At 65.1% G+C, this 23975-nt stretch carries 17 protein-coding genes and 1 pseudogene; 5 read left to right on the plus strand and 13 right to left on the minus strand.

Annotation, left to right across the window (positions count from 1 at the left end; translation table 11 throughout):
- Positions 1 to 11: 11 nt before the first annotated feature.
- The 3 genes from pdxA to L0U80_RS12505 form a co-directional block, all read right to left on the minus strand.
- Positions 12 to 1058 carry a 4-hydroxythreonine-4-phosphate dehydrogenase PdxA gene (gene pdxA / locus L0U80_RS12495; RefSeq protein WP_233864548.1) on the minus strand — a complete coding sequence of 349 codons (1047 nt, stop codon included), beginning with the start codon at positions 1056 to 1058 and terminating at the stop codon, positions 12 to 14.
- A gap of 12 nt (positions 1059 to 1070) precedes the next feature.
- Positions 1071 to 2438 (minus strand): peptidylprolyl isomerase, encoded by a 1368-nt coding sequence (locus tag L0U80_RS12500; RefSeq protein ID WP_233864550.1) that lies wholly within the window; start codon positions 2436 to 2438, stop codon positions 1071 to 1073.
- A gap of 99 nt (positions 2439 to 2537) precedes the next feature.
- Positions 2538 to 4925: an LPS-assembly protein LptD gene (locus tag L0U80_RS12505; protein WP_233864552.1), complete on the minus strand. Its 2388-nt coding sequence runs from the start codon at positions 4923 to 4925 to the stop codon at positions 2538 to 2540.
- Positions 4926 to 5154: 229 nt separating this feature from the next.
- Here L0U80_RS12505 and L0U80_RS12510 point away from each other — a divergent pair, with 229 nt between their 5' ends.
- Positions 5155 to 6264 (plus strand): aminoglycoside phosphotransferase family protein, encoded by a 1110-nt coding sequence (locus L0U80_RS12510; protein WP_505879432.1) that lies wholly within the window; start codon positions 5155 to 5157, stop codon positions 6262 to 6264.
- A gap of 71 nt (positions 6265 to 6335) precedes the next feature.
- Positions 6336 to 7037 (plus strand): N-acetylmuramate alpha-1-phosphate uridylyltransferase MurU, encoded by a 702-nt coding sequence (gene murU, locus L0U80_RS12515; RefSeq protein WP_373322199.1) that lies wholly within the window; start codon positions 6336 to 6338, stop codon positions 7035 to 7037.
- Between the two features lie 108 nt (positions 7038 to 7145).
- On the opposite strand, the gene L0U80_RS12520 is transcribed toward murU, so the two are convergent.
- Positions 7146 to 9029 carry an ABCB family ABC transporter ATP-binding protein/permease gene (locus tag L0U80_RS12520; protein WP_233864556.1) on the minus strand — a complete coding sequence of 628 codons (1884 nt, stop codon included), beginning with the start codon at positions 9027 to 9029 and terminating at the stop codon, positions 7146 to 7148.
- Between L0U80_RS12520 and L0U80_RS12525 the strand changes: the two genes are divergently transcribed.
- Together L0U80_RS12525 and L0U80_RS12530 are read left to right on the plus strand one after the other, a co-directional pair.
- Positions 9028 to 9249 carry a hypothetical protein gene (locus L0U80_RS12525; RefSeq protein ID WP_233864558.1) on the plus strand — a complete coding sequence of 74 codons (222 nt, stop codon included), beginning with the start codon at positions 9028 to 9030 and terminating at the stop codon, positions 9247 to 9249. The genes L0U80_RS12520 and L0U80_RS12525 overlap by 2 nt on opposite strands.
- 90 nt (positions 9250 to 9339) lie before the next feature.
- Positions 9340 to 9735, plus strand: a complete 396-nt coding sequence (locus L0U80_RS12530) for an acyl-CoA thioesterase (RefSeq protein ID WP_233864560.1) — start codon at positions 9340 to 9342, stop codon at positions 9733 to 9735.
- A gap of 51 nt (positions 9736 to 9786) precedes the next feature.
- Here the strand turns inward: L0U80_RS12530 and L0U80_RS12535 are convergent, their stop codons facing one another.
- Positions 9787 to 13068 carry a sensor domain-containing protein gene (locus L0U80_RS12535; protein WP_233864562.1) on the minus strand — a complete coding sequence of 1094 codons (3282 nt, stop codon included), beginning with the start codon at positions 13066 to 13068 and terminating at the stop codon, positions 9787 to 9789.
- A gap of 176 nt (positions 13069 to 13244) precedes the next feature.
- Complete coding sequence (locus tag L0U80_RS12540; protein WP_233864564.1) at positions 13245 to 13727, minus strand: nitrate reductase associated protein; 483 nt, start codon at positions 13725 to 13727, stop codon at positions 13245 to 13247.
- 110 nt (positions 13728 to 13837) lie between these two features.
- On the opposite strand from L0U80_RS12540, the gene fdhD reads away from it, so the two are divergent.
- Positions 13838 to 14662: a formate dehydrogenase accessory sulfurtransferase FdhD gene (fdhD, locus tag L0U80_RS12545; RefSeq protein ID WP_233864566.1), complete on the plus strand. Its 825-nt coding sequence runs from the start codon at positions 13838 to 13840 to the stop codon at positions 14660 to 14662.
- A gap of 56 nt (positions 14663 to 14718) precedes the next feature.
- On the opposite strand, the pseudogene L0U80_RS12550 reads toward fdhD, so the two are convergent.
- The 7 genes and pseudogenes from L0U80_RS12550 to nudB form a co-directional block, all read right to left on the minus strand.
- Positions 14719 to 15495: pseudogene (locus L0U80_RS12550) on the minus strand (enoyl-CoA hydratase); the annotation flags it as partial.
- A 96-nt stretch (positions 15496 to 15591) separates the two neighbouring features.
- Positions 15592 to 16791, minus strand: a complete 1200-nt coding sequence (locus L0U80_RS12555; RefSeq protein WP_233864568.1) for an acetyl-CoA C-acyltransferase — start codon at positions 16789 to 16791, stop codon at positions 15592 to 15594.
- Between the two features lie 42 nt (positions 16792 to 16833).
- The gene (locus tag L0U80_RS12560; RefSeq protein ID WP_233864569.1) at positions 16834 to 19275 is read right to left on the minus strand and encodes a 3-hydroxyacyl-CoA dehydrogenase/enoyl-CoA hydratase family protein; all 2442 of its coding nucleotides are present in this window, start codon (positions 19273 to 19275) and stop codon (positions 16834 to 16836) included.
- Positions 19276 to 19427: 152 nt separating this feature from the next.
- Positions 19428 to 21215 (minus strand): acyl-CoA dehydrogenase C-terminal domain-containing protein, encoded by a 1788-nt coding sequence (locus L0U80_RS12565; RefSeq protein WP_233864570.1) that lies wholly within the window; start codon positions 21213 to 21215, stop codon positions 19428 to 19430.
- Positions 21216 to 21296: 81 nt separating this feature from the next.
- Positions 21297 to 21896, minus strand: a complete 600-nt coding sequence (locus tag L0U80_RS12570; protein WP_233864571.1) for a TetR/AcrR family transcriptional regulator — start codon at positions 21894 to 21896, stop codon at positions 21297 to 21299.
- A 206-nt stretch (positions 21897 to 22102) separates the two neighbouring features.
- Positions 22103 to 23482 (minus strand): cardiolipin synthase ClsB, encoded by a 1380-nt coding sequence (gene clsB / locus L0U80_RS12575; protein WP_233864572.1) that lies wholly within the window; start codon positions 23480 to 23482, stop codon positions 22103 to 22105.
- Positions 23482 to 23958 carry a dihydroneopterin triphosphate diphosphatase gene (gene nudB, locus L0U80_RS12580; protein ID WP_233864577.1) on the minus strand — a complete coding sequence of 159 codons (477 nt, stop codon included), beginning with the start codon at positions 23956 to 23958 and terminating at the stop codon, positions 23482 to 23484. Before nudB ends, clsB begins: the two co-directional genes overlap by 1 nt.
- Between the last annotated feature and the right edge of the window lie 17 nt (positions 23959 to 23975).

The following is a 23975-nucleotide window of genomic DNA, read 5'->3' on the forward strand; positions in this document are numbered from 1 at the left end:
CGTATGGAAAATCAATCAGAGGACGCGGCAACGGCGTGACGATAGCGCGCCATCGAAACGGCGGTATCGACGGCGGCGATCAGGCTGCCCGCGTCGGCGCGGCCCGTGCCCGCGAGATCGAGCGCGGTGCCGTGATCCACCGACGTGCGGATGATCGGCAGGCCGAGCGTCACGTTGATGCCCTCGCCGAACGTCGCGTATTTCAGGACCGGCAGGCCCTGATCATGAAACATCGCCAGCACGCAGTCGGCTTCGCTCAGGTAGCGCGGCTGAAACAGCGTGTCGGCAGGATATGGGCCGCGTGCGTCGATACCCTCAGCCTCGACGGCCTTGAGCGCCGGCGAGATCGTGTCGATCTCCTCGTGGCCCAGGTAGCCGTTCTCGCCCGCGTGCGGATTGAGCCCCGTCACGAGAATGCGCGGCTGCGGTACACCGAAATGCCGGCGCAAATCGTGGTCGATGATGCGCAGGGTCTCAACGAGGCCGTCTATCGTGAGCGCGGCTGAAACGTCCTTGAGCGGCAGATGCGTCGTGGCCAGCGCGACGCGCAGCGGCCGCGCGCCGGTGCCCGCGAGCATCATCACCACGCGCGGCGTATGCGTGCGCTCCGCGAGATATTCGGTGTGGCCGGTGAATGGAACGCCCGCATCGTTGATCGTGCTCTTCTGCAGCGGCGCGGTGACGATAGCGTCGAATTCGTGCGCCATGGCGCCGTCGATCGCACGGTCGAGCAGCGCGAGCACGTAACGTCCGTTGGCGGCGTTCAGCTTGCCCGCCTGCGCCGGTGCCGCGAGCGGCACGTGCTCGACGCGCACGCGCGGGTGTGCAGTGATGGCGGACCAGTCGACGCTGACGGCAGCGGCACGCGCCGCGAGCAGATCGCGGTCGCCGAGCACGACGAACTCCGCGTCAGGCCAGTGCGCCGCCGAACCGGCGAGCACGGCCGCGGTCAGCTCGGGGCCGACGCCCGCGGGTTCGCCGGCGGTGATGGCGATGCGGACCGGCCGCGGCCCCCGCGGAGCCGACGGAACCGACGACTGGGTTGCGGGGACGTTCACGGCACGATTCCTTTAGTTTTGCGGCGGAGCGATGCCGCTGATCTTGTAGTTCACGTAGGCGCTGTCACGCAGTTCGCGCAGCCAGTCGGCGTACGCCTGCTCGGCCTTGCGCTGGCCGATGGCCTGACGCGCGAGGTCCATCTGCTGCGCGACCGAGCCTTCCGCGTCGCGGCGGCCGAGCACCTGGATCAGGTGGTAACCGTATTCGGTACGGACCGGATCGCTGATCTGGCCATCCTGCAGCGTGTTCATCGCACGCTCGAATTCGGGCACGGTTTCGCCCGGGCTGATCCAGTTGAGGTCGCCGCCCTGCGACGCCGAGCCGTCCTGCGAGTACGTGCGCGCGAACTTGGCGAAGTCGCCGCCCGCCTGCACTTCACGCTTGATTTCGAGCAGCTTCTGACGCGCTTCCGGCTCCGACATGCCTTCGCCGACGCGCAGCAGGATGTGGCGCACGTGCGTCTGCACGAGCTTCGGCGCATCGCCGGCGGTGCCCTGACCCGGGCGGCGCTCGACCAGACGGATGATTTCGAAACCGTCATTCGTGCGGACGACCGACGGGTTCACCTGGCCCGGACGCAGCGTCGAGGCCGCGGTCACGAATTCCGCAGGGAGCTTCGACGGCGACAGGAAGCCCATATCGCCGCCCTTTTTCGCGTCAGGCGCCTGCGAGCTCGACTTGGCGAGACTCGAGAACTTGTCGCCCGCCAATGCCTGCTTGAGCAGCGCGTTGGCTTGTGCCTGCGCGGCTTCGATGTCCGTCTGCGATGCGTTGAGCGGCGCCTTGATCAGAATGCGCTCGAAATGCAGGTCGTTCTGCTGCCCGGCGTTCGGCCCGCGCTGGCTCGCGATGTAGTTCGCGACTTCCGCGTCCGACACCGAGATCTTGCTGTCCACTTCCTTCTCGCGCAGCTTCGAGAGCGTGAGTTCGGTGCGCGCGTCCTTCGTGAAGGTGGTCCAGGGCACGCCGGCCGCCTCGATGCGCGCGCGGTAGGTAGCAAGGTCAAGGCCGTTGGCCTGCGCGAGACGTTCGAGCGTGCGCTGCACCGTGGCGTCGTCGACGACGATGCCGTCTTCCTTCGCCCTCTGGAGCTGGATGCGTTCGAGCACCATCTGGTTGAGCACCTGCGCGCGCAACTGGTCGGCCGGGGGCAAGGGCGCGTTCTGCTGGTTCAGACGCCGCGTGATGAGCTCGGCCCGTTCGTCGAGTTCGCGCTGCGTGATCACGCCGTCGTTCACGACGGCGGCGATCGTGTCGGCCACCTGGCCGGATCTGGAGGACAGTCCTTGTGCTTGTGCCGACAGGGCCGGCATGAGGCCTGCGGCGGCGAAGAGCGTTGCAGTGAACGTTGCGAGGCGAAGCTTTTTCATGATTCCCACAGATACTCCAATGTTTGCGGGCAGCTTCGCCCGGCTCTTTGCAACCGACCCCGCATTGCCCCGCGCGTCCCGGTCAGGGAAAACGCGACGGATCACGCGTTATTGATAATCCGTGAAACGCGACGGCAACGGCGCCTGGCCCGGCGGCACCGTGTAGCCCGGCACGGCCGCGCGGAACGCGGCCACCAGCCCGTTATCGACGTTCGACAGCCCCTTGAGCGTCAACTGCGCGAGGAACCGCGTGGACGAGTTACTGCCGCCAGAGGTATTGACCCCGTTTGCGTAGCGCTGGAGGCCAATGCCGAGTGCCCAGCAGTCGGCGTCATACTGCATGCCGATCAGACCGTCGACGATCCGGTGACTGCCCAGATCGTAGTTGAAGCGACCGACGGCGTACACCCGGTGCGAAAACGGCCACTGTGACGAGATCAGAATCTGGTTGATTGGCTGGTTGTCGAGCGTCGTGTTGGCACGCGTATAGCGGTACGCGACGTTCAGCACGCGATTTGGCCCCGGGCTATAGCCGAAGCCAACGCTCGCCTTCACAAGCTGGTCGTTGTCGGCATTATATTGGAACGCCGTTTCCGAGGCGAAACCACCCCCGAGCTTCAGCGACGCACCTGCAATCAGGTCGGAGTGCGTCGATTGCGCCGGCGTCTGGCCGGGCTGCAGCGGCTGCAGGGTGACCCGCTGATCCTGGAAATAGTACTGCTGCGCCAGCACGAAGCGCGCACGCTCGTCGCCCGAAGCCGGGTCGATGAAGCGCGTGGTGATCGCGGCCGTGATGCGGTTGGCGTCGGCGATGCGGTCGTTACCGACGAACGTGTTCGGCGTGAAGATTTCCGCGAGCCCGAAGTCGGACTCGGCGGTGTCGAAGAGCGGCGCGAACTGCTGGTTGTGGAACGGCGTGTACACGTAGTACAGGCGCGGCTCCAGCGTCTGGATGTAGTCCTGGCCGAACAGGTGCACGTTGCGCTCGAACACGAGCCCCGTGTCGAAGCTGAAGGTCGGAATCGACTCAGTGAAATTCTTCGGCTGGCCCGCCGGCGAACCCGTGCCGATGTTGCTGAGGTCGTACGCCGCAAAGTGCCACTGCACCTTCGGCGTGACGAAGTAGCCTGGCCCCACCACCGAGTACGACAGGTACGGATTGAAGACGACGCGGTCGCCTTCGGTCGTGTCGGAACTCGTGATGCGAAAGCGCGAGTAGTCGGCTTCCGCGCCATAGTCGAAGCCGCCGACGTTGTACTTCGCGTACTTGACGTTGAGCTGAGGTTCGCGACCGTACGGCGGCGTGGAAGGCTCAAGCGTCTGCCAGTGCTGTACGCGCGCGAGCACCGACCACGGCCCGTTGTTGTACGTGAGGCCCGCTTCCTGCTGGTACAGCAGCTGCGTGCCGTTCAGGAACTGATTGGCCGCCGACGACAGGTCTTCCGGATAGGTGTTGTCCGAGACCTTGTTGAAGTAGACGTAGCCCGCGAACCCGTCGCCGAAATTCTGGTTGTGCTGAATGAACAGCGCGTAGCGATTCGTCTTCGTCAGCGCGTCGTCTGGCAGAAACGTACCGGTGATCGTGCCGCTGTAGTTCGTCGACAGATACCGGAAGTCGCCCCGCATGAACACGCCGCGCTTCGAGATCACCTCGGGCGTGAACGTGAAATCGCGGTTCGGCGCGATGTTGAAGTAATACGGCAGCGAGATCTCATAGCCGTTCGTCGAACTGATCGAGAACGTCGGCGGCAACAGGCCGCTGCGGCGGTCGCTCGAGAGCGGGAACGTGAGCCACGGGCTTGCCATGATCGGCACGTTCTGGAAGAACAGCACGCCGTTGTGCGCGACGCCTTCGTCCGCGCCGGTGTCAAACTGGAACTCGCTGCCCTTGATGTACCACGCCGGATTCGTCGAACACTGACACGCCGTATACGTGCCATTCGTCAGCACCGAACGTTCGCTGTCTAGCAGGTCCGCGCGCTCGGCGCTGCCCGAGCCGCCCGTCGCCGCAAAGTGATACGTGGGCGAGGGCATGAAGCCTTCGTTGGCCTCGACCCGCAGGTGCGCCTCAGGACCCGAGAACGTGGTGCCGGCCTGCGAGATCACGACCCGCCCGAACGCGGTGGCGGTGTCGGTGTCCTGGTCGTAATGAAGCGCGTCGCCCTTCACCACGTTGACGCCCTGGCGCAGTTCGGCTGCGCCCCGCAAGGCGATGTCGGTATTGACCGTGCCCGTGACCGAGTCGCCGAGCACGAAGGTCCCCGGACGCTGCCCAGGCACGAGCGGATGGTCTTCGAGTTGCGGTGCGAGGCGCAGGCTCAACGGGCCGTCCAGCGGCTCGGCCTGCGCGGTGGCGCCCGACAGCTGGGCATGCGCGAGCGCTGGCATCAAGCCCGGCGCGGCCACGAGTGCCGCGAGTGCCACGATGGGCCGCCGCTTGCCCGGCACGCCTTCGTCACTGCTGGAGATCGTCTGGAAATACTGTCTGGGCGGCATTATGGTTTTGGCGAATCGGCCCGGCCGCCTGCCCGGTCCATGACGGCCGTCCGCCTCCCGCGCGAAAGCGCGATGCAAGGCGAGGCCTGGGCGCACATCGGGCTAGCCTTCACCGAACGATGAAGGTGGCAAGCGAACCGTCATGCGGGCTTTGGCGCGAGTCGCGTCAAAAAAGTCGTGGGGTATTATATGGCAAGACGTTGTTCCATTGATTTTGCCTCAGGTTTTCATGACCTCAACCGCCGCACCCAATTCCGCCGACAGCGCTGCCAACGGCGCCCCCCACGTCGCGGCCAAAAGCGCCACCACCAGCACCCCCGATGCCCGGTATGACCTGCTTGCCGCCTGGCTCGCCAGGCACGCCGACCGTTACGCACTCAATCTCGCCACGCTCGCCCCGGCTTCGGCCGACGCGAGCTTCCGGCGCTACTTCCGCGTCGCGAGCGCGGGCGCGCACGGTGCGTCGCTGATTGCTGTGGACGCTCCGCCGCCCGAAAAGTCCCGCGAGTTCGCGCAGGTCGCCGAACTGCTCACCGCAGCGGGCGTGCATGTGCCGCGCGTGCTCGAAGTGGACTTCGACGCGGGCCTCATGCTCGTGACCGATCTCGGCACCGCGCCTTATCTGAAGGCGTTACAGGACGCCGGGCCCGGCCCGCGCTCGCGCGACCTCATGCGCGATGCGCTCGACGCGCTGATCCGCTGGCAGCTTTCGTCGCGCGAAGGCGTACTACCGTCGTTCGACGAAGCGTTCCTGCGCCGGGAAATGGATCTGATGCCGGAGTGGTATCTGCAGCGCCATCTGGGCCGCGAAATCGACGACGCCACGCGTGGCGTGCTCGATCGCACGTTCGCGCTGCTCGTCGCGAATGCGCGCACGCAGCCCCAGGTGTTCATGCTGCGCGATTTCATGCCGCGCAACCTGATGATCGCGACGCCGAATCCGGGCATGCTCGACTTCCAGGACGCCGTCTATGGCCCGATCACGTATGACGTCGTTTCGCTGCTGCGCGACGCGTTCATCACCTGGGACGAGGACTTCGAACTCGACTGCTTCGCCCACTACTGGGAGCGCGCGAAGAAGGCGGGCCTGCCCGTCGACGCCGATTTCGGCGAGTTCTACCGCCAGCTCGAATGGATGGGGCTGCAGCGCCATATCAAGGTGCTCGGCCTCTTTTGCCGCATCAACTATCGCGACGGCAAGCCTCACTACATGGCCGACCTGCCGCGCTTCCTCGGTTACGCAAGCAAGGTCGCACACCGCTACCGTCCGCTCGCGCCGTTCGCCCGGCTCATCGACGAGCTGCAGGGCACGAGCGTCGAAACCGGTTACACGTTTTGAACACGCCGACTCATGACGAAACAGAACCGATGGATTGCGCCATGAGCCGCGCCCATTTCGAGCGCACGGCAATGATCTTCGCCGCCGGGCGCGGCGAGCGCATGCGCCCGCTGACCGACACCTGTCCGAAACCGCTCTTGCCGGTGGGCGGCAAACCGCTGGTCGTCTGGCAGATCGAGCGGCTCGCTGCGGCCGGCTACACGAAAATCGTGATCAATCACGCGTGGCTTGGCGCGCAGATCGAAGCGGTACTCGGTGATGGCGCGCGCTTCGGCGTCACGCTGCATTACTCACCCGAACATGACGCGCTGGAGACGGCGGGCGGCATCGCCCAGGCGCTGCCGCTCCTCGAAACCGGCGGCGAGCCCGCGGTGTTTCTCGCAGTCGCTGGCGACGTCTACAGCGAATTCGACTTCGCGCATCTCGACGCTCGCGCCGAGGCACTCGCCTCGCAGACCGAGCCCGGCATGCACCTCGTGATGGTGCCGAATCCGACCTTCCATCCGGGCGGCGACTTCGCACTTGGCGCCGATGGCGTGCTCACCCTGGACGGTGCACCGCGCGACACATTCGGCAGCATCGGGCTCTACGACACGCGCATGTTCCGCGATCTGCCACGCGGTACGCGGCGCGCGCTCACGCCGTACTATCGCGAGACCATCGGGCAGCGGCGCGCAAGCGGCGAGCTTTACGAAGGAATTTGGGAAAACGTCGGCACAGCCGCACAACTAGCGGCACTCGACGAAGCATTGCGGGCGCAGCAACGCGGTTGAGCGCCGCAACCGCGGACCACGCCTGTGGCCCGCGCCGGGCGGCATGCCACGCCGCCGAACCAGCACACCTCAACAATCGCACGCCGGACGCCGCAAGCGCAGTTCACCTCACTGCTCGCCGGCCGATTCCTCCATCTGCCCAGCCTGCTCGCTCGACCTCTGCTGCTGAAGCGCCCACATCTGCGCGTAGTGGCCGCCTTCGCGCAGCAATTGCGCATGCGTGCCGCGCTCGACGATGCGCCCATGGTCCATCACGATGATCTGCTCGGCGTGCACCACCGTGGAGAGCCGGTGCGCGATCACGAGCGTCGTGCGATCGCGCGCGATCAGATCGAGTTCCTGCTGGATCGCGCGCTCCGAGCGCGAATCGAGCGCCGAGGTCGCCTCGTCGAACAGCAGGATCGGCGGATTCTTCAATAGCGTGCGAGCGATGGCGACACGCTGCTTCTCCCCGCCCGATAGCTTGAGCCCCCGCTCGCCGACCGGCGTGTCATAGCCCTTCGGCAGACTCTCGATGAACGCGTGAATGTGCGCTGCGCGTGCCGCCGCGATCACCTCGTCGCGGCTCGCGGTGGGCCGGCCGTAGGCGATGTTGTAGTAGATCGAATCGTTGAACAGCACCGTATCCTGCGGCACGATGCCAATCGACGCGCGCAGCGACTCCTGCGTGACATCGCGGATGTCCTGGCCATCGATCCTGATGTCGCCGCCCGTCGGCCGATCGAGATCGTAGAAGCGGAACAGCAGGCGCGCGAGCGTCGACTTGCCGGAACCGCTGTGGCCCACCACGGCGGTCGTCGTGCCCGCGGCAATGGTGAAGCTCACGTCGTGCAGGATCTGTCGCGACGGCTCATACGCGAAGCTCACATGCGAAAAACGCACCTCGCCGCCGCGCACATCAAGCGGCGGCGCGCCCGGCACATCGGCCACTTCGCGCGAGACCGTGAGCAGCGTGAACATGCGGTCCATGTCGGTGAGGCTCTGCTTGAGCTCGCGATACACCACGCCGAGAAAATTCAGCGGTATGTAGAGCTGAAGCATGAATGTGTTGATGAGCACGAGGTCGCCGAGCGTGAGCTTGCCCGCCATCACGCCCTGCGTCGCGCGCCAGAGAATGAACACGAGCCCCGTGCCGATGATCGCCTGCTGCCCGAAGTTCAGCGCCGAAAGCGAATGCTGCGACTTGATCGCGGCCGCGCGATAGCGGTGCAGGTTTTCGTCATAGCGCCGCGTCTCCCACTCTTCGTTGCCGAAGTACTTCACGGTCTCGTAGTTGAGCAGCGAGTCGATGGCGCGCGAGTTCGCGCGCGAATCGAGTTCGTTCATCGTGCGGCGAAAATGCGTGCGCCACTCGGTCACCTTCACCGTGAACACGATGTACGCGACGAGCGCCACAAGCGTGACGATCGCGTAATACGCCTCGTACTTCACGACGAAGAAACCGAGCACGAGCCCCACTTCGACGAGCGTCGGCAGGATGCTGTAGAGCGAGTACGAAATCAGTTGCGTGATGCCGCGCGTGCCGCGTTCGATGTCGCGCGTCATGCCGCCGGTCTGCCGGTCCAGATGAAATCGCAGCGACAGCCCGTGCAAATGGCGAAACACCTTGAGCGCGAGCTGGCGCACGGCGCTCTCGGTCACCTTCGAGAAAAGAATCTCGCGCAGTTCGGTGAAAAGCGACGTCGAGAGCCGCACGACCGCGTAAGCGACCACGAGCAGCCCGATCCCGCCGACGAGCACGATACCGGGCGCGTGCTCCGCGCGCCCGAGCGCTTCGAGATGGCGCACCGAGGCGAGGTTGTCGACGATGTGCTTCATCACGATCGGCACGCCGAGGTTCGCCACTTTCGCGCCGATCAGGCACGTGAGCGCGAACGCCACACGCCACTTGTACGCGGTGAGATACGGCAGCAGCGAGACGATGGTCTGCCAGTCGTTGCGCGGCCCGATGTTGGGCAGCGCGGGTTCGTTGGACGAAGAATGACTACGCATGAGCGAAAGCGGTGAGCGCGAGGGCGCGCGTTCTGAAAATCCGGTGATTCGGCGGGTCGTCAATTTGCAGACGACGGGTTTGGCGGATCGCACGGCGCACAGCGGGGCGTACAGCAGGGCTTACAACACGGCGCAGTGGCATGCGGCGGTGCGGCTCGCACCGCGCTGCCAGGCACCCGGGCCGGTCGGCCCGAAGCCCGCTTTCCCGTACAATTCCTGATCGCTGTATTGTCGCAGAAGGCTGCTTGCGCCGCTGGGGCTCGCCCCGCAATGGCGCACCGGCCTTTCCACCTTATTCATGGAACATCCGATGAACGACGCTCCCGCGCTCCCCCAACAACCGCCCACGTTGCGTGTCATGCCGCAACCGTCGGACTCGAACGTCCACGGCGATGTCTTCGGCGGCTGGATCATGTCGCAGGTCGACATCGCCGGCTCGATTCCCGCAAGCCGGCGCGCGAATGGCCGCGTCGCGACCATCGCGGTGAACTCCTTTCTGTTCAAGGAACCGGTGTTCGTGGGCGACCTGCTGAGCTTCTATGCCGAGGTCGTCAAGACGGGCAGGACGTCGGTGACCGTCGACGTCGCGGTGTACGCCCAGCGCATGTGTCACGCCGACAAGGTCGTCAAAGTCACCGAAGCGACCCTCACGTATGTCGCGACCGGCGACGATCGCCGTCCGCGTCCGCTTCCACCGCTCGCCTGAGCACGCGCCGGCCGGTCGCACTGATCCGGCCCGTCTGGCCTGGCGTGGCCGTTACGCCGTCCAGGCCACGCTGGTCCCTTCGCCATACTCGGCACTCGTACCGAGCAACGCCGCGATATCGTCTCCCGGCAACGGCGGCGAAAAGTAGTAACCCTGAAGTTCGTCGCAATCGCGTTCGCGCAGGAAGGCGAACTGTGACGACGTCTCGACGCCCTCCGCAATCACCTGCAACTGCAATTCGTGCGCCAGCGCGATGATCGCGGCCGTGATCGTCTCGTTGTCGTCGCTCGTGCCGATATCCGCCACGAACGACCGGTCGATCTTGAGCCGGTCCACGGGCAGCCGCTTCAGGTAGCTCAGGCTCGAATAGCCGGTACCGAAGTCGTCGACCGCAATGCCGATCCCAAGCTCATGCAGCTCGTTCAGCATGGAGACGGCCTCCTCCGTGTTGCGCATGAGCGTGCTCTCGGTGACTTCGAGCTCGAGGTAACAGGCGTCGAGACCGGTTTCGGCCAGCACTTCCGTGACCAGCTCGGCGATATTGCGCTGATGAAACACGCGCGCCGACAGGTTCACCGACACGCGCACCGGCGGCAGCCCGGCGCTCTGCCACTCGCGATTCTGCCGGCAGGCCTCGCGCAGCACCCAGTCCGAAAGCGGGCCGATCAGACCGCTCTCCTCCGCCACCGGAATGAACTGCGCGGGCGACACGAGCCCCGAGTCAGGGTCGTGCCAGCGCACGAGCGCCTCCATACCGACGATCCGCCCCGTCGCCAGCTCGACCTGGGGCTGGTAATGCAGCAGGAACTCGCCGTCGCGCAGGGCGCGGCGTAAGCGCCGCTCGAGGTTCATGCGCGCGCCGACGCTCGCGTTCATCTCCGGCTGGAAGAACTGGTACGTGTTGCGGCCCATGTCCTTGGCGCGGTACATGGCGACGTCGGCCTTCTTGAGCAGCGTTTCGGCATCGTCGCCGTCCTGGGGGAACACGCTCGCGCCCATGCTGCAACCCACGTACAGCTCCATGCCCTCGAGCCACACCGGCTCCGAGATCATCGCGCGGGCGCGCTCCATCCACGCGATCAGCGACTTTTCATCCGTGATGCCGGCCAGCACGACCACGAATTCGTCGCCGCCGTGACGCGCGACGGTGTCGTTCGTGCGCGCGCAGCGCGCGAGCCGCTCGGCGACCACACGCAGCAACTGGTCGCCGACACTGTGGCCGAGGCTGTCGTTGACGTTCTTGAAGCCGTCGAGGTCGAGGAACACCACGGTGACGCCACGCCCCTGCCGCCGCGCGGTCGTGAGCGCCTGCTGCAGACGCTCGCGCAACAGGTTGCGGTTGGGCAGCAGCGTGAGGCTGTCGTAGTTCGCCTGGAATTCGAGCTGTTCCTGATAGCGGATCAGCTCGGTGACGTCGTTGATGATGCCGATGTGATGCGTCGTGCGACCTTCGGGATCGGGCACCGGCGCGATCAGCAACTGGTTCCAGAAGAGCACGCCGTCCTTGCGGTAATTGCGCAGCACGGCGCTCACCTCGTGCCCCGCGACGAGTGCGTCGCGGATCTCGACCAGACCCTCCTGTTCGCGATCGTCGCGTTGCAGGAAGCGGCTGTCGAGTCCGATCACTTCCGCCGGATCGTAGCCCGTGATGCGCCCGAACGCCGGGTTCGCATACTCGATAAGGTTGCTGCCGCCCGGCCCCGGCGCCGTGATGAGAATCGCGTTCACGCAGGCGTCGAGCGCGCGGCTTTGCAGTCGCAGCGCGAGATCGGCGCGTTTGCGCGCGGTGGTGTCGGAGTACGAACCGAGCACGCCGATCACGCGACCCTCGCCGTCGAGCATCGGCAGCTTGCTCATGAGCGACGTCGTGTGCAGGCCGCCGATAATCAACTCGAGTTCGAAATTGATGTTTGGCAGGCCCGATTCAATCACTTCGCGATCCGTCGCACGAACGCGGTCAGCATAGGCTCGCCACGGCAGGTCGTCGTCGGTCTTGCCGACGATCAGCTCGGGATACGCGAGCCCCGCATCGCGCGCGAAGGCCATGTTGCAGCCGAGATAGCGCGAGTCGGCGTCCTTCCAGAAGATGCGCTGCGGGATGTTGTCGATCACCGATTCGAGCATCTGGTTCGAGCGCTGGGCTTCCGCTTCGGCCTTGATCTGGTCGGTAACGTCGTCGGCGAGCACGAAGACCGCTTCGCGGCCGAGGAAGTGCAGCGAATGGTGCGAGATGTCCGCGCTGATGACCGAGCCGTCCCGCCGCCTGTGATGCCAGATACCGGCCATCGTGCGCACGTTCGGCGTGAGCGTGTCCGAACGCGTGAGATGCTGTTCGAGCCGCCAGATGTCCTCGGGCGCGCGGATGTCTCGGATCGACATCGCCAGGAATTCTTCCTCACTGTAGCCGTACTGCTGGATGGCCGCCGCGTTGACGGCAAGAAAGCGCAGCGTCTCGCGGTCGAAGACGTACATCGGCACGGGATGCGCGTCGAAGAGGCCCTGGAAACGCTCGCCGCGCGAGCGCAGCCCGCGCATTACCTCACGGGAGGCGTTTTCGCGCGCACCGAACGTGTAGAGGAGCAGCGTCGCGCCTGCGAGCATCGTGACGATCAGGAGCACCGTCGCGTGGCTCGCCGATCGCGCCGATTCGCCGAGCGAAGCAGCCAGCGCAAGATCCTCCGCGCCGTGCAGCGCCGAAATCTCCGCGTCGATCTCGTCGATGCGCCTGTCGAGCGCGACGTACGCCCTCGCCGCCTGACCGATGGCGCTCGGCCTTTGCGGTCCGGACGGGTCGGTCAAAGGTGCGGGGCTGGCGCCGCTCATCTGGCTCATCTGGCCCGGATTGGGGGCAGCAGGGCCTCGCCCGTCGTGTGCCTCGCCCGCGTCCGCGCGGCCCGCGTCAGCCGCGCCTGCCGCCTGCGCCTCTTCGTCAGCGACACGTTGCTGAGCGAGCGAGAGCGTCTCGTCGATGTCGCGCGCCAGCGCGCGCGCGTTGCGAGCCAAAGCATCGAACCGGGCGGCAAGCTCCGGATCGTCCGCGAGTTCCGCGCGCGTGAAACGTGCGGTCTCGTCCAGGACCGCGGCGCGCCGGGTGCGCGCCTCATGCGTGTCGATCGCGCCCGAAGCGACGAAGCGGCCAAGCGCGCCCAGACCGGAATCCAGCGCCTCGCGGAAGCGGTCGAGATCGTGTCTCACGGACGAGGCCCGCTCGGCTCGCGAATCGATCTCGCGCTGCGCGCCGATCTGCGACCATGCGACAAACGCGTTGGCCCCGATGGCCGCGACGACGACCGCCAGATTGATGAGCTGGCGCCTTGGAAAAAGAGAGTTCATTGTGTGCCGAACGTCGTTCGTCCGCCGGGAAGTGTTCGCGGGACGAAGGAAAGCGACCTGAATGCGAAAGGCTGGCGTTTGTTGCGCCTAATCAGATAACGGCACGCTTTGTGAAGGCTTGAGAGAAAATGGGGGAGAAATCGGCGGTTTCTGGCGGATCACGCCGGGAACGGCGCTCAGACGGGCGCCGCAAGGCCGAATTCGCGCATCGCGGGCACGAAGTCGTGGTTGCTTTCCGGCTTGCGCGCGAGCTTGGCGAGCACGTAGCGCTGAAACGGCGCGAGCTGTGCCCACGCGTCGACGTCCGGGGTAGCCAGACTCGCCATCGCCGCCTGGTGCGCGATACCGCCCGGCACGACGCTGACGTCACGCCAGGCCGGTGCTTCGTCAGGTGCGAACCACTCCGGCTCGACGTTGGCATGCGTCCGCAACATCTCGAAGAGTGCGTGATCGAAGTTGGTCTCGGTCGAGACGTCCTCATCGACGGGGAAACGCGCCAGCAGCCGCCGGTCTTCCAGCGGCAATAGCTGCCACTGCGAGAGCGAAATGCGCAGCCCGAAACGGTCCAGATTGAAGCGCACGCACATCGGAATGTAGGTGAGATTCTCCGACGACTCGACCTCGAACCGGAACAGGAGCGGAGCTTCGTTCAATGCCATGGCAGTATCCTCGCGAAGCGGACGCGAGCGGGAGGCGTCCGCTTGAGGTATTTTAGAACCTTCCGCGTGGCGCGCGACCGCGCCTCGCCAGGCTTGATGGAGTAATACGCTTGAATCCACTTGAAACCGCCGGTCAGCCCGGAGTCATCGAACTGCGCGTGCACCGCCACGGGAGCGGCACGATCGATACACGCGCCGATCACGTCGGCCAGGAGTGGCCCGTCGCGCTCGTGTTCAACGGCATCTCGCACGCGGTGATGATGTGCACGCCGCGCGACCTCGAGGCGTTTGCCGTCGGCTTCGCGATTTCGGAAGGCATCGTCGGGCGCAACGCGGACATTCAGGACATCGAGGTCGTTTTCCGTGAGGACACGGACCTGCCCCACGCCGAAGTCCATCTCACGGTTGTCCAGCAGGCCTTTGCCGGACTCAAGGACAAGCGCCGCGCGCTGGCCGGACGCACCGGCTGCGGCGTGTGCGGAATCGAGAGCATCGATCTGCTCGATCTGCAGCCCGAGCGCGTACCCGACACGGGCTTCGTCCAGCGCCTCGCGCCCGACGCCATTGCGCGCGCCGCGCGAGAACTGCCGCAGCATCAGGCGCTCACGCAGCTCACAGGCGGCCTGCACGCGGCCGCGTGGTGCGACGCGCAGGGCGCGATCGTCTACGCGTTCGAAGACGTCGGCCGCCACAACGCGCTCGACAAGCTGATTGGCCAACTGGTGCTCGCGCGCGCCGACACGCAGCAAGGCTTCGTATTCCTGTCGAGCCGCGCGAGCTACGAACTGGTGCGCAAGGCGGCGCGTGTCGGCATCCCGATGCTGGCGACGATCTCCGCGCCCTCCTCGCTCGCCATCGCCATCGCCCAACGCGCCGGACTGCGGCTCGTGAGCTTCTGCCGCGAATCGGGCTACGTTGATTACGAAACGGCCTGAACGTCCGAAGGCCTGGACGCGTTCCCGATCACCCGTTCCGCACCATCCGGCGTGCCGTCGAATTGCCTGAAATCCGGTTTGCGCTTTTGCAGGAACGCCGTGAACGCTTCCTTCGCCTCGGGCATGCGCAACATCTCGCCAAACTGCACGGCCTCTGCGCTGATGCGCGCCTTGATCTCGTGCTGGCTCGCGCGTTTCATGAACGCTTTCGTCACGTGCAGCGACGAAGCAGGCAGCGCAACGAGCTTCGCCAGTTGCGCGGCGACGAACGCGTCGAGTTCGGCGGCTGGCAGTACGCGATTCACGAATCCCATGCGGTGCGCCTCGGCAGCATCGAACATCTCGCCTAACAGCAGCTTTTCCGCCGCGAGCTGATGGCCGGCGATACGCGGCAGCAGCAGCGACGACGCCGCTTCCGGGCACAGTCCGAGCTGCGCGAACGGCATGGCGAAGCTTGCCGAATCGGCGGCATAGACGATGTCGCAGTGCAACAGCAGCGTCGTGCCCACGCCGACCGCCGCACCCGCCACCGACGCGACGAGCGGTTTTTCGAAGCTCGAGATGGCGTCGAGAAAGCGCATCACGGGTGAATCGCCGCCTGTGGGCGGTGTCTTCAGGAAGTCTTCGATGTCGTTGCCGGCCGTGAAGATCCCGGCCTGGCCGCGCAGCAACGCGACGCGCACCGACGCGTCTTCGTGCGCCGACGCGAGGGCTTCAATCATCGCCTCATACATCGCCGGCGTGAGCGCGTTCTTGCGCTCCGGCCGGTTAATGGTGATCGTCAGCACGCCGTTTTCGCGCGTGATCCCGATTGCATGGGTCGGCTGAGTCATCCGGTTGTCTCCTGTCATGCTCCATCACCCAGATACGAAAAACGGTTCGCAAACCGTGAAGCCTGCGAACCGTGTCGACAATGTTGCCCGATACGTTTAGAGACGCTCGATGATGCCCGCCGCGCCCATGCCGGTGCCGACGCACATCGTCACCATGCCGTACTTCAGGTTGCGGCGACGCAGGCCGTGCACGACGGTCGCGGCACGGATCGCCCCGGTCGCGCCGAGCGGGTGACCCAGCGCAATCGCACCGCCGAGCGGGTTGATCTTCGACGGATCGAGACCGAGGTCCTGGATCACCGCCAGCGATTGCGCGGCGAATGCCTCGTTGAGTTCGATCCAGTCGATGTCGTCCTGCTTCAACCCTGCGGCCTTCAGCGCTGCCGGAATCGCTTCCTTCGGGCCGATGCCCATGATCTCCGGCGGCACGCCACGCACCGCGAAACTCACGAAGCGTGCGAGCGGCGTCAGGTTGAACTGCTTGAGCATCTTCTCAGAAACGACGATCAGCGCGCCCGCGCCATCCGACGTCTGCGAGCTGTTGCCCGCCGTCACCGAACCCTTGTTGGCGAACACGGCGCGCAGCTTCGCGAGCCCTTCCATCGACGTGTCCGCGCGCGGACCTTCGTCGAGCGCCATCACGCGCTCCTTCACCTTCACTTCGCCGGACGCGAGATCCGGGTAGCGTTCGGCGATCGTGTACGGCGCGATCTCGTCGTTGAACTCGCCGGCCTGCTGCGCGGCGAGCGCGCGGCGGTGCGACTCCACGGAGAACGCGTCCTGCGCCTCGCGGCTAACCTTCCAGCGCTCCGCGACCTTCTCGGCGGTCAGGCCCATACCGTAGGCGATGCCGATGTTCTCGTTCGAATCGAAGATGTGCGGCGACATCGACGGCTTGTTGCCCATCATCGGCACCATGCTCATCGATTCGCAGCCGCCCGCGATCATCGCATCGGCTTCACCGACGCGAATGCGATCAGCCGCCATCGCCAGCGCGGTGAGGCCCGACGCGCAAAACCGGTTGACGGTCACGCCGCCCACCGTGTTCGGCAGGCCCGCCAGCAGCGCGCCGATGCGCGCCACGTTGAGGCCTTGCTCGGCTTCGGGAATCGCGCAGCCGACGATCGCGTCTTCGATCACCTTCGTGTCGAGACCGGGCACCTGCGCCACGGCCGACTTGATCGCGTGGACGAGCAGCTCGTCCGGGCGGGTGTTCCTCAGCGCGCCGCGCGGCGCACGGCCGATGGGTGTGCGGCTCGCGGCGACGATGTATGCGTCCTGCAACTGTTTGCTCATCTGATACTCCAGTCCGTATCCAGTTCGTAGGGTGCGTGCCGCTTAGTTGCGTACCGGCTTGCCGGTCTGCAACATGCCCATGATGCGTTCCTGCGTCTTCTGCGTGCCGAGCAGCTCGACGAAAGCGCGGCGCTCAAGCATGAGCAACCATTCTTCATCGACGGTGCTGCCCGCTTCGACATCGCCACCGCACACGGCTTCGGCGATGCGGCTCGCGATCAGGAAGTCGTGGTCGCTGATGAAGCGGCCGTCGCGCATGCCGACCAGCGATGCCTTGATCGTCGCGATGACCGAGCGGCCGCCGACCGGAATCTGCGTCGCACGCAGCGGCGGACGGTAGCCCGCCTGGCTCATCGCGCGCGCTTCCTTCTTCGCCGCGTCGAGCAGCTCGAACACGTTGAAGACGATCGTGTCGGACGGCTTCAGATAGCCCATCGCACGCGCTTCGATCGCCGAGCCGGACACCTTCGCCATCGCGGCGTTTTCGAACGACTTCTGCAGGAATCGCAGCATGTCGCTCGGTGCGGCGCCGATTGCCTGCGCGGCATCCGCCGCACGCAGCGCGGCTTCCTTCAGGCCACCGCCCGAAGGCACGAGACCCACGCCGACTTCGACGAGACCGACATAAGTCTCGACGTGCGCCACGCGCTTCGCGCTATGGAGCATCAGCTCGCAACCGCCGCCGAGCGCGATGCCCGACACGGCTGCCACGACCGGCACGTTGGCGTACTTCACGCGCATCATGCTGTCCTGGAACTTCTTCACGAAAGGCTCGATGCCTTTCGCGCCGCCCATCATGAAGGCGGGCATGGCTTCTTCGAGGTTCGCCCCGGCCGAGAACGGTCCGCCCGGCGTGCCGAGCTTCAGCGACGTGGGCTGCCACACGACAACACCCTTGTAGCCGCCTTCCGCGATTTCGATCGCCTTCGTGAGGCCATCGAGCACGCCCGGGCCAATCGTGTTCATCTTCGACTTGAACGAGACGATGACGACATCGTCCTCGCCAGCGCGGTCATCGGTCCAGGCGCGCACATGCTCGTTTTCGAAGAGCGTCTTGCCGAACGTCTTCGGATCGCGTGCACCGGTTTCACCGAGAAGCGCTGCACGGAACACCTGGCGCTCGTACACCGGCAGATTCGAGCGCGGCACGAAGCGCGCTTCAGCCGGCGACCAGGAGCCCTCGGCGCCATGCACGCCGCCGTTCGTGGCGACCGGACCTTCGAAGACCCACGCGGGCAGCGGCACATTCGAGAGCGCCTTGCCGGCTTCGATATCTTCCTTCACCCACTGCGCAACCTGCGTCCAGCCGGCGGCCTGCCAGCCTTCGAACGGGCCTTCGTTCCAGCCGAAACCCCAGCGGATCGCGAGATCGACATCGCGCGCGTTTTCGGCGATCGACTGCAGATGCACGCCGATGTAATGGAACACGTCGCGGAAAATCGACCACAGGAACTGGGCCTGCGGGTGCTCCGACTCGCGCAGCAGCTTCAGGCGCTCTGCGGGCGGACGCTTGAGGATGCGACCCACGAGTTCGTCGGCCTTACCGCCGCCGTCGACGTACTCGCCCGTATTCGGGTCGAGCACCTTGATCGCCTTGCCTTCCTTGCGATAGAAACCGCCGCCCGTCTTCTGGCCGAGCGCGCCCTTCGCGACGAGACCCGCCAGCACGGCCGGCGTCTCGTAGACCGGATGGAACGGATCGTCCTTCAGGTTGTCCTGCATCGTCTTGATGACGTGCGCGAGCGTATCGAGGCCCACGACGTCGGCCGTGCGGAACGTCGCCGACTTCGCGCGGCCGAGGCGGCTACCCGTGAGATCGTCGACTTCATCGAATCGCAGACCGAACTTCTTCGCCTCAGCGACCACGGCCAGGATCGAGAACACACCGACGCGGTTCGCGATGAAGTTCGGCGTATCCTTCGCACGCACGACGCCCTTGCCGACCACGCTCGTCAGGAACGATTCGAGCTGGTCGAGAATTTCGGGCTTCGTCTGCGCGGTCGGGATCAGCTCGACCAGATGCATGTAGCGCGGCGGATTGAAGAAGTGCACGCCGCAAAAGCGTGCCTTCAGTTCAGCGTCGAAACCATGCGAGAGTTCGGTGATCGACAGGCCCGATGTATTCGTCGCGAAGATCGCATTCGGACCGATGTGCGGCGCGACCTTCTTGTAGAGGTCGTGCTTCCAGTCCATGCGTTCGGCGATCGCCTCGATCACCACGTCGCATTCCGCGAGCTTCGCGATGTCGTCTTCGTAGTTCGCGGGCGTGAGGTACTGCGCGTCGTCCTTCACGCCGAACGGCGCGGGCGAGAGCTTCTTGAGATTCTCGATCGCCTTGAGCGCGATGCCGTTCTTCGGACCTTCCTTCGCGGGCAGATCGAACAGCAGCACGGGCACGCGCGCGTTGATCAGGTGCGCCGCGATCTGCGCGCCCATCACGCCGGCGCCGAGCACAGCCACCTTGCGAATATTGAGATTGCTCACGTTGTTTCCTCCAGCGGATATGCAATGTCGAGCGGATTGGGAGTGTGCGCGGCGCTCTGTGTGCGTGACGCTTTACACGTCACTGCGGCGCCGCGTCTGGACATCGTGCGAGCGTGACGCGGTGAGAAACCGCGCCACACTTGCCAGGGCTTTTAGAACAGCGCTTCGTCGACTTCCATGAGGGTCTTCGAGCCCGCGCGCGCCTGGCGAATCGCGGTGGCCGTTTCCGGCAGCAGCTTCGCGAAGTAGAAGCGCGCCGTGGCGAGCTTCGACTTGTAGAACGGATCACCCGACGCTTCCTTGTCGAGCGCGATACGCGCCATGCGTGCCCAGAAATACGCGAACACGAGGTGACCCACCGTGCGCAGGTACGGCACCGCTGCCGCGCCCACTTCGTCCGGGTTCTGCATGGCCTTCATGCCGATTTCCATCGTGAGCTTCGTCACCTTGTCGCCGATGTCGGCGAGCGGGTTCACGAACTCCTGCATTTCGGGCTTGATGCCTTCGGCTTCGATGAACTCGGTCACGATCTTGCCGAACTTCTTGAGCTTCGCGCCCATATCGCCGAGCACCTTGCGGCCCAGCAGGTCGAGCGACTGGATCGTGTTCGTGCCTTCGTAGATCTGGTTGATGCGCGCATCCCGCACGTGCTGCTCCATGCCCCACTCGGAGATGAAGCCGTGGCCGCCGAACACCTGCATGCCGAGGTTGGTGCTCTCGAATGCGTTGTCGGTGAGGAATGCCTTGATGATCGGCGTGAGCAAGGCGACGAGGTCGGCGGCTTCCTTGCGTTCGGATTCGTCGCTGTGCGACAGCTCGCGGTCGATCTGCAACGCCGACCAGTACGTGAACGCGCGACCGCCTTCGGCCCAGGCCTTCTGCGTGAGCAGCATGCGGCGCACGTCCGGATGCACGATGATCGGATCGGCGGCCTTCTCCGGCGCCTTCGGGCCGGTCAGCGCGCGCATCTGCAGACGGTCCTTCGCATACGCGAGCGAGTTCTGGTAAGCGATTTCGGTGAGGCCCAGACCCTGCATGCCGACGCCAAGGCGCGCAGCATTCATCATCACGAACATGGCGTTCAAGCCCTTGTTCGGTTCGCCGACCAGCCAGCCCTTCGCACCGTCGAGATTCATCACGCAGGTTGCGTTGCCGTGGATGCCCATCTTGTGCTCGATCGAGCCGCACTTGATGCCATTGCGCGCACCCGGCTCGCCCGCTTCATTCGGCACGAACTTCGGCACGACGAAGAGCGAGATGCCCTTGGTTCCCGGCGGTGCGTCCGGCAGACGTGCGAGCACGAGGTGGACGATGTTGGCCGACATGTCATGCTCGCCGGCCGAGATGAAGATCTTCGTGCCGGAGATGGCATACGAGCCGTCCGCGTTCGGTTCGGCCTTCGTGCGCAGGAGGCCGAGGTCGGTGCCGCAGTGTGGTTCGGTCAGACACATCGTGCCGGTCCATTCGCCCGAGACGATTTTCGGCAGATAGATTTTCTGGAGTTCGGGTGTGCCGTGCGCGTGCAGGCACTCGTAGGCGCCGTGCGAGAGGCCCGGGTACATGCCCCATGCCTGGTTCGCCGAATTCAGCATCTCGTAGAGTGCGTTGTTCATGAACAACGGCAAGCCCTGACCGCCGAAGTCGGGATCGCAGGCGAGCGCGGGCCAGCCCGCCTCGATGAACTGCGCGTACGCCTCCTTGAAGCCGGTCGGCGTGGTAACGACGCCGTCACCGGCATACGTGCAGCCTTCGCGGTCGCCCACCTGGTTCAGCGGAAACAGCACCTCAGAGCAGAACTTGCCCGCTTCCTCGAGCACCTGGTTGATCGTGTCGGCGTCGATATCGGCGTGCTTCGGCATCTGCTTCACTTCGCCTTCCACGTTCAGCAGTTCGTGCAGCACGAACTGCATGTCGCGCAGCGGCGCGGTGTACTGTCCCATGTCCTATCTCCAAAGTTCGAATGTTGCCAGTCCGGTACTTCTAAAACGCACTTCGCGCCGCTCGCTGCAAGCCTGTAGCCGTTAGCGGCTTTCGGTCTGATACGAACGAATCAGTTTTTCCAGCGCGGCCCACGCATGATCGGCGGCGTCCGGCAGATGCAGGAAGCGGCCGTCGTGATGCAGACCGAGCGTCACGCTATACAGTTCGAAAAGCATCAGCGCGGGATCGGTGTCACGGCGCAGATGCCCTTCTTCGATCGCCTGCGAAATCGCCCGAAGCAGCGCGGTACGCCAGGTCGTGACGCTCGACACGAGCTGCTCGCGCACCTGGCTGTCCGCGCGATCGTCGTACTCGACCGCACCACTGATGTAGATGCAGCCCGTCGTGACTTCGTGAACGCGCTTCTCAAACCAGCGCGACAGCATCGCACGCAAGCGGGGCAAACCACGCGGCTCGTGCAGGCTCGGAAAGAAGACCTCTTCCTCGAATCGACGGTGATACTCGCGCACCACCTCGGTCTGCAGGTCGTCGCGCGATCCGAAATGCGCGAAGACGCCGCTCTTGCTCATCTGCATGCGCTCCGCAAGCAAACCGATCGTCAACCCTTCAAGTCCATCACGACTAGCCAGGTCGAGTGCTGCATCCAGAATCGCGGCTCGTGTCTGTTCGCCTTTTCGCATAGCTCTATTTACCGTAACGAGGTGGCCGGTTCTTAGGCCGGAATAAAAGCGAACGGCCGTACTATTATTATGGGCAGCCGTCCGCGCAACAAGGACTTTATTAGAAACCGGTTTCTAACCGGCCTGACAATTTTGTCGTGTTGGGCGCCAGGCACAAGCGGACCAACTCTCGATTGCACCCTTTATGTTTCTTATGGCAGGCGCGCCTAGTCGTAGCCGCCGATAGTTATCAGCTTCATGACCGCACGATAGGTCGTATAGGCAAGCCAGCTCACCGTCCGCTCGCGCATCGGGCGGGCATCGTAGTGAGCCCGGTCGATCTGCGTGGCATCGTCGAACGCAGCCAGGATCGCATCGCGCAGTTCCTGGATCTGCGGGTGCAGCACCATCAGCACGTTCGCCTCGTTGTTGAGCACGAGGCTCAGCGCGTCGAGGTTCGACGAGCCCACGGTCCCCCATTTCGAATCGACGACGGCCACCTTTCCGTGCAGCAAGGTCTTTTCGTATTCGGCGATCTGCACACCCGCGCAAAGGAGCGCGCGATAGAGGAACCGCACGCCGTAATCGAGGAGCTTGAACTCCTTTCGTCCGATCAATAAGCGCACCGTCACGCCCCGCCCCGCCGCTTCGATGAGCGCGCGCCGCAGCCGCCGCCCCGGCATGAAGTAGGGATTGGCGAGCAGCACTTCGTGGCGTGCCTGGCCGATTGCGTCGAGATAAACGCGCTCGATTGCGCGCCGGTTTACGACGTTGTCCCGCGCGACAAACGCCACACATGGCACGCGCGCGGTGCGTGGATCGCGAACGCTCGCGCGCAGGCGCGCACGCAGCCGCTCGACGATGCGCTCCGCACGGCTGAGCGGCTCGGCGGGCGCCAGTTCGCGCAGCGCGTCATCCGCGGTTGGCACGGTGCGGCCCGTGCCTTGCCCGGTGGGATGCGGCGCCATGAAGCTCACGTTCGCGGGCACGCCGGGAAATCGCGGCTGCGCCGACGGAGCCGGCAACGGCGGCCGGAAGCCGAGCCGGATGCGGCGCCACTGTAGTTCGATCGCCTCGCGCACGTCTACGACCACAGGGCCGCTCAGTTCAACGGCAAAATCCCATCGCGGGAACGGCAACGCCTTGTCGTCGTGCACGAGGTCATCGACCACGTTGATACCGCCGCAATAGGCGTATTGACTGTCGATCACCGCGAGCTTGCGGTGCGTCCGCGAAAAGCCAAAGCGGCCAAAGATATGCGGGTTGTAGACGCGATGCTCGACGCCTGCGGCCACCCAGTCGTCGAAGAGCGCGATGCGCGGGCTGCCGATGCCGTCGGTAATCACGCGCACTCGCACGCCGCGCGCAGCGGCGCGCAGGAGCGCCGCCGATACCGCGCGGCCGAGATCGTCGTCGTAGAAGATGTAGGTTTCGAGCGCGACGTCGCGCGTGGCCGCGTCGATCCGCTGGATCATCGCGTCGAAGAGTTGCGCCCCCGAGCGGAACAGGCGCACATCATTGCCGCTTGTGTAGCGGTAGCGCGACCGGTAGCGTCGACCCAGCAGCAAGTCCTGCAACCGGACGGCGCGCCGCGGATCGATATCCATCACGCACGCGCCTCGCGAAGACGACCGGGCAGTTGCAGGATGGCTTCGCGATTCGACGACGAAAAGCACTTCGCGGCCGCCTCTTCGTAGGGCAACCAGAGATACGCAACGTGCTCGCGCGGAGCGAGCGTAACCGGCGTGCCATGCGGCACTTCGAGGCTGAACCAGTGTTCCGTGTTGCGCGTTATGCCGGGCGCATAGCGATGCCGCCAGACCGGATAGATTTCGTACTCGATCTCGTGCCGCCAGTCGACAAGCGATGCGTCCGCCACACCGCCCGGCCCGACGACGATGCCGGTTTCCTCGGCCACCTCGCGCACGGCGGTATCGAGAAACGGCTCTTCCAGGTGGTCTTTGGAGCCTGTCACGGACTGCCAGAATCCGGGTCGGTCGGCGCGTTCGATGATCAGCACATCCAGCTGTGGTGTGTGAATGACGACGAGTACGGATTCCGGAATCTTCGGCGGCTTCGGCATGGCTACGGTGCGTGGGT

The organism is Paraburkholderia adhaesiva, assembly GCF_021390575.1.
Lineage (GTDB): Bacteria > Pseudomonadota > Gammaproteobacteria > Burkholderiales > Burkholderiaceae > Paraburkholderia > Paraburkholderia adhaesiva.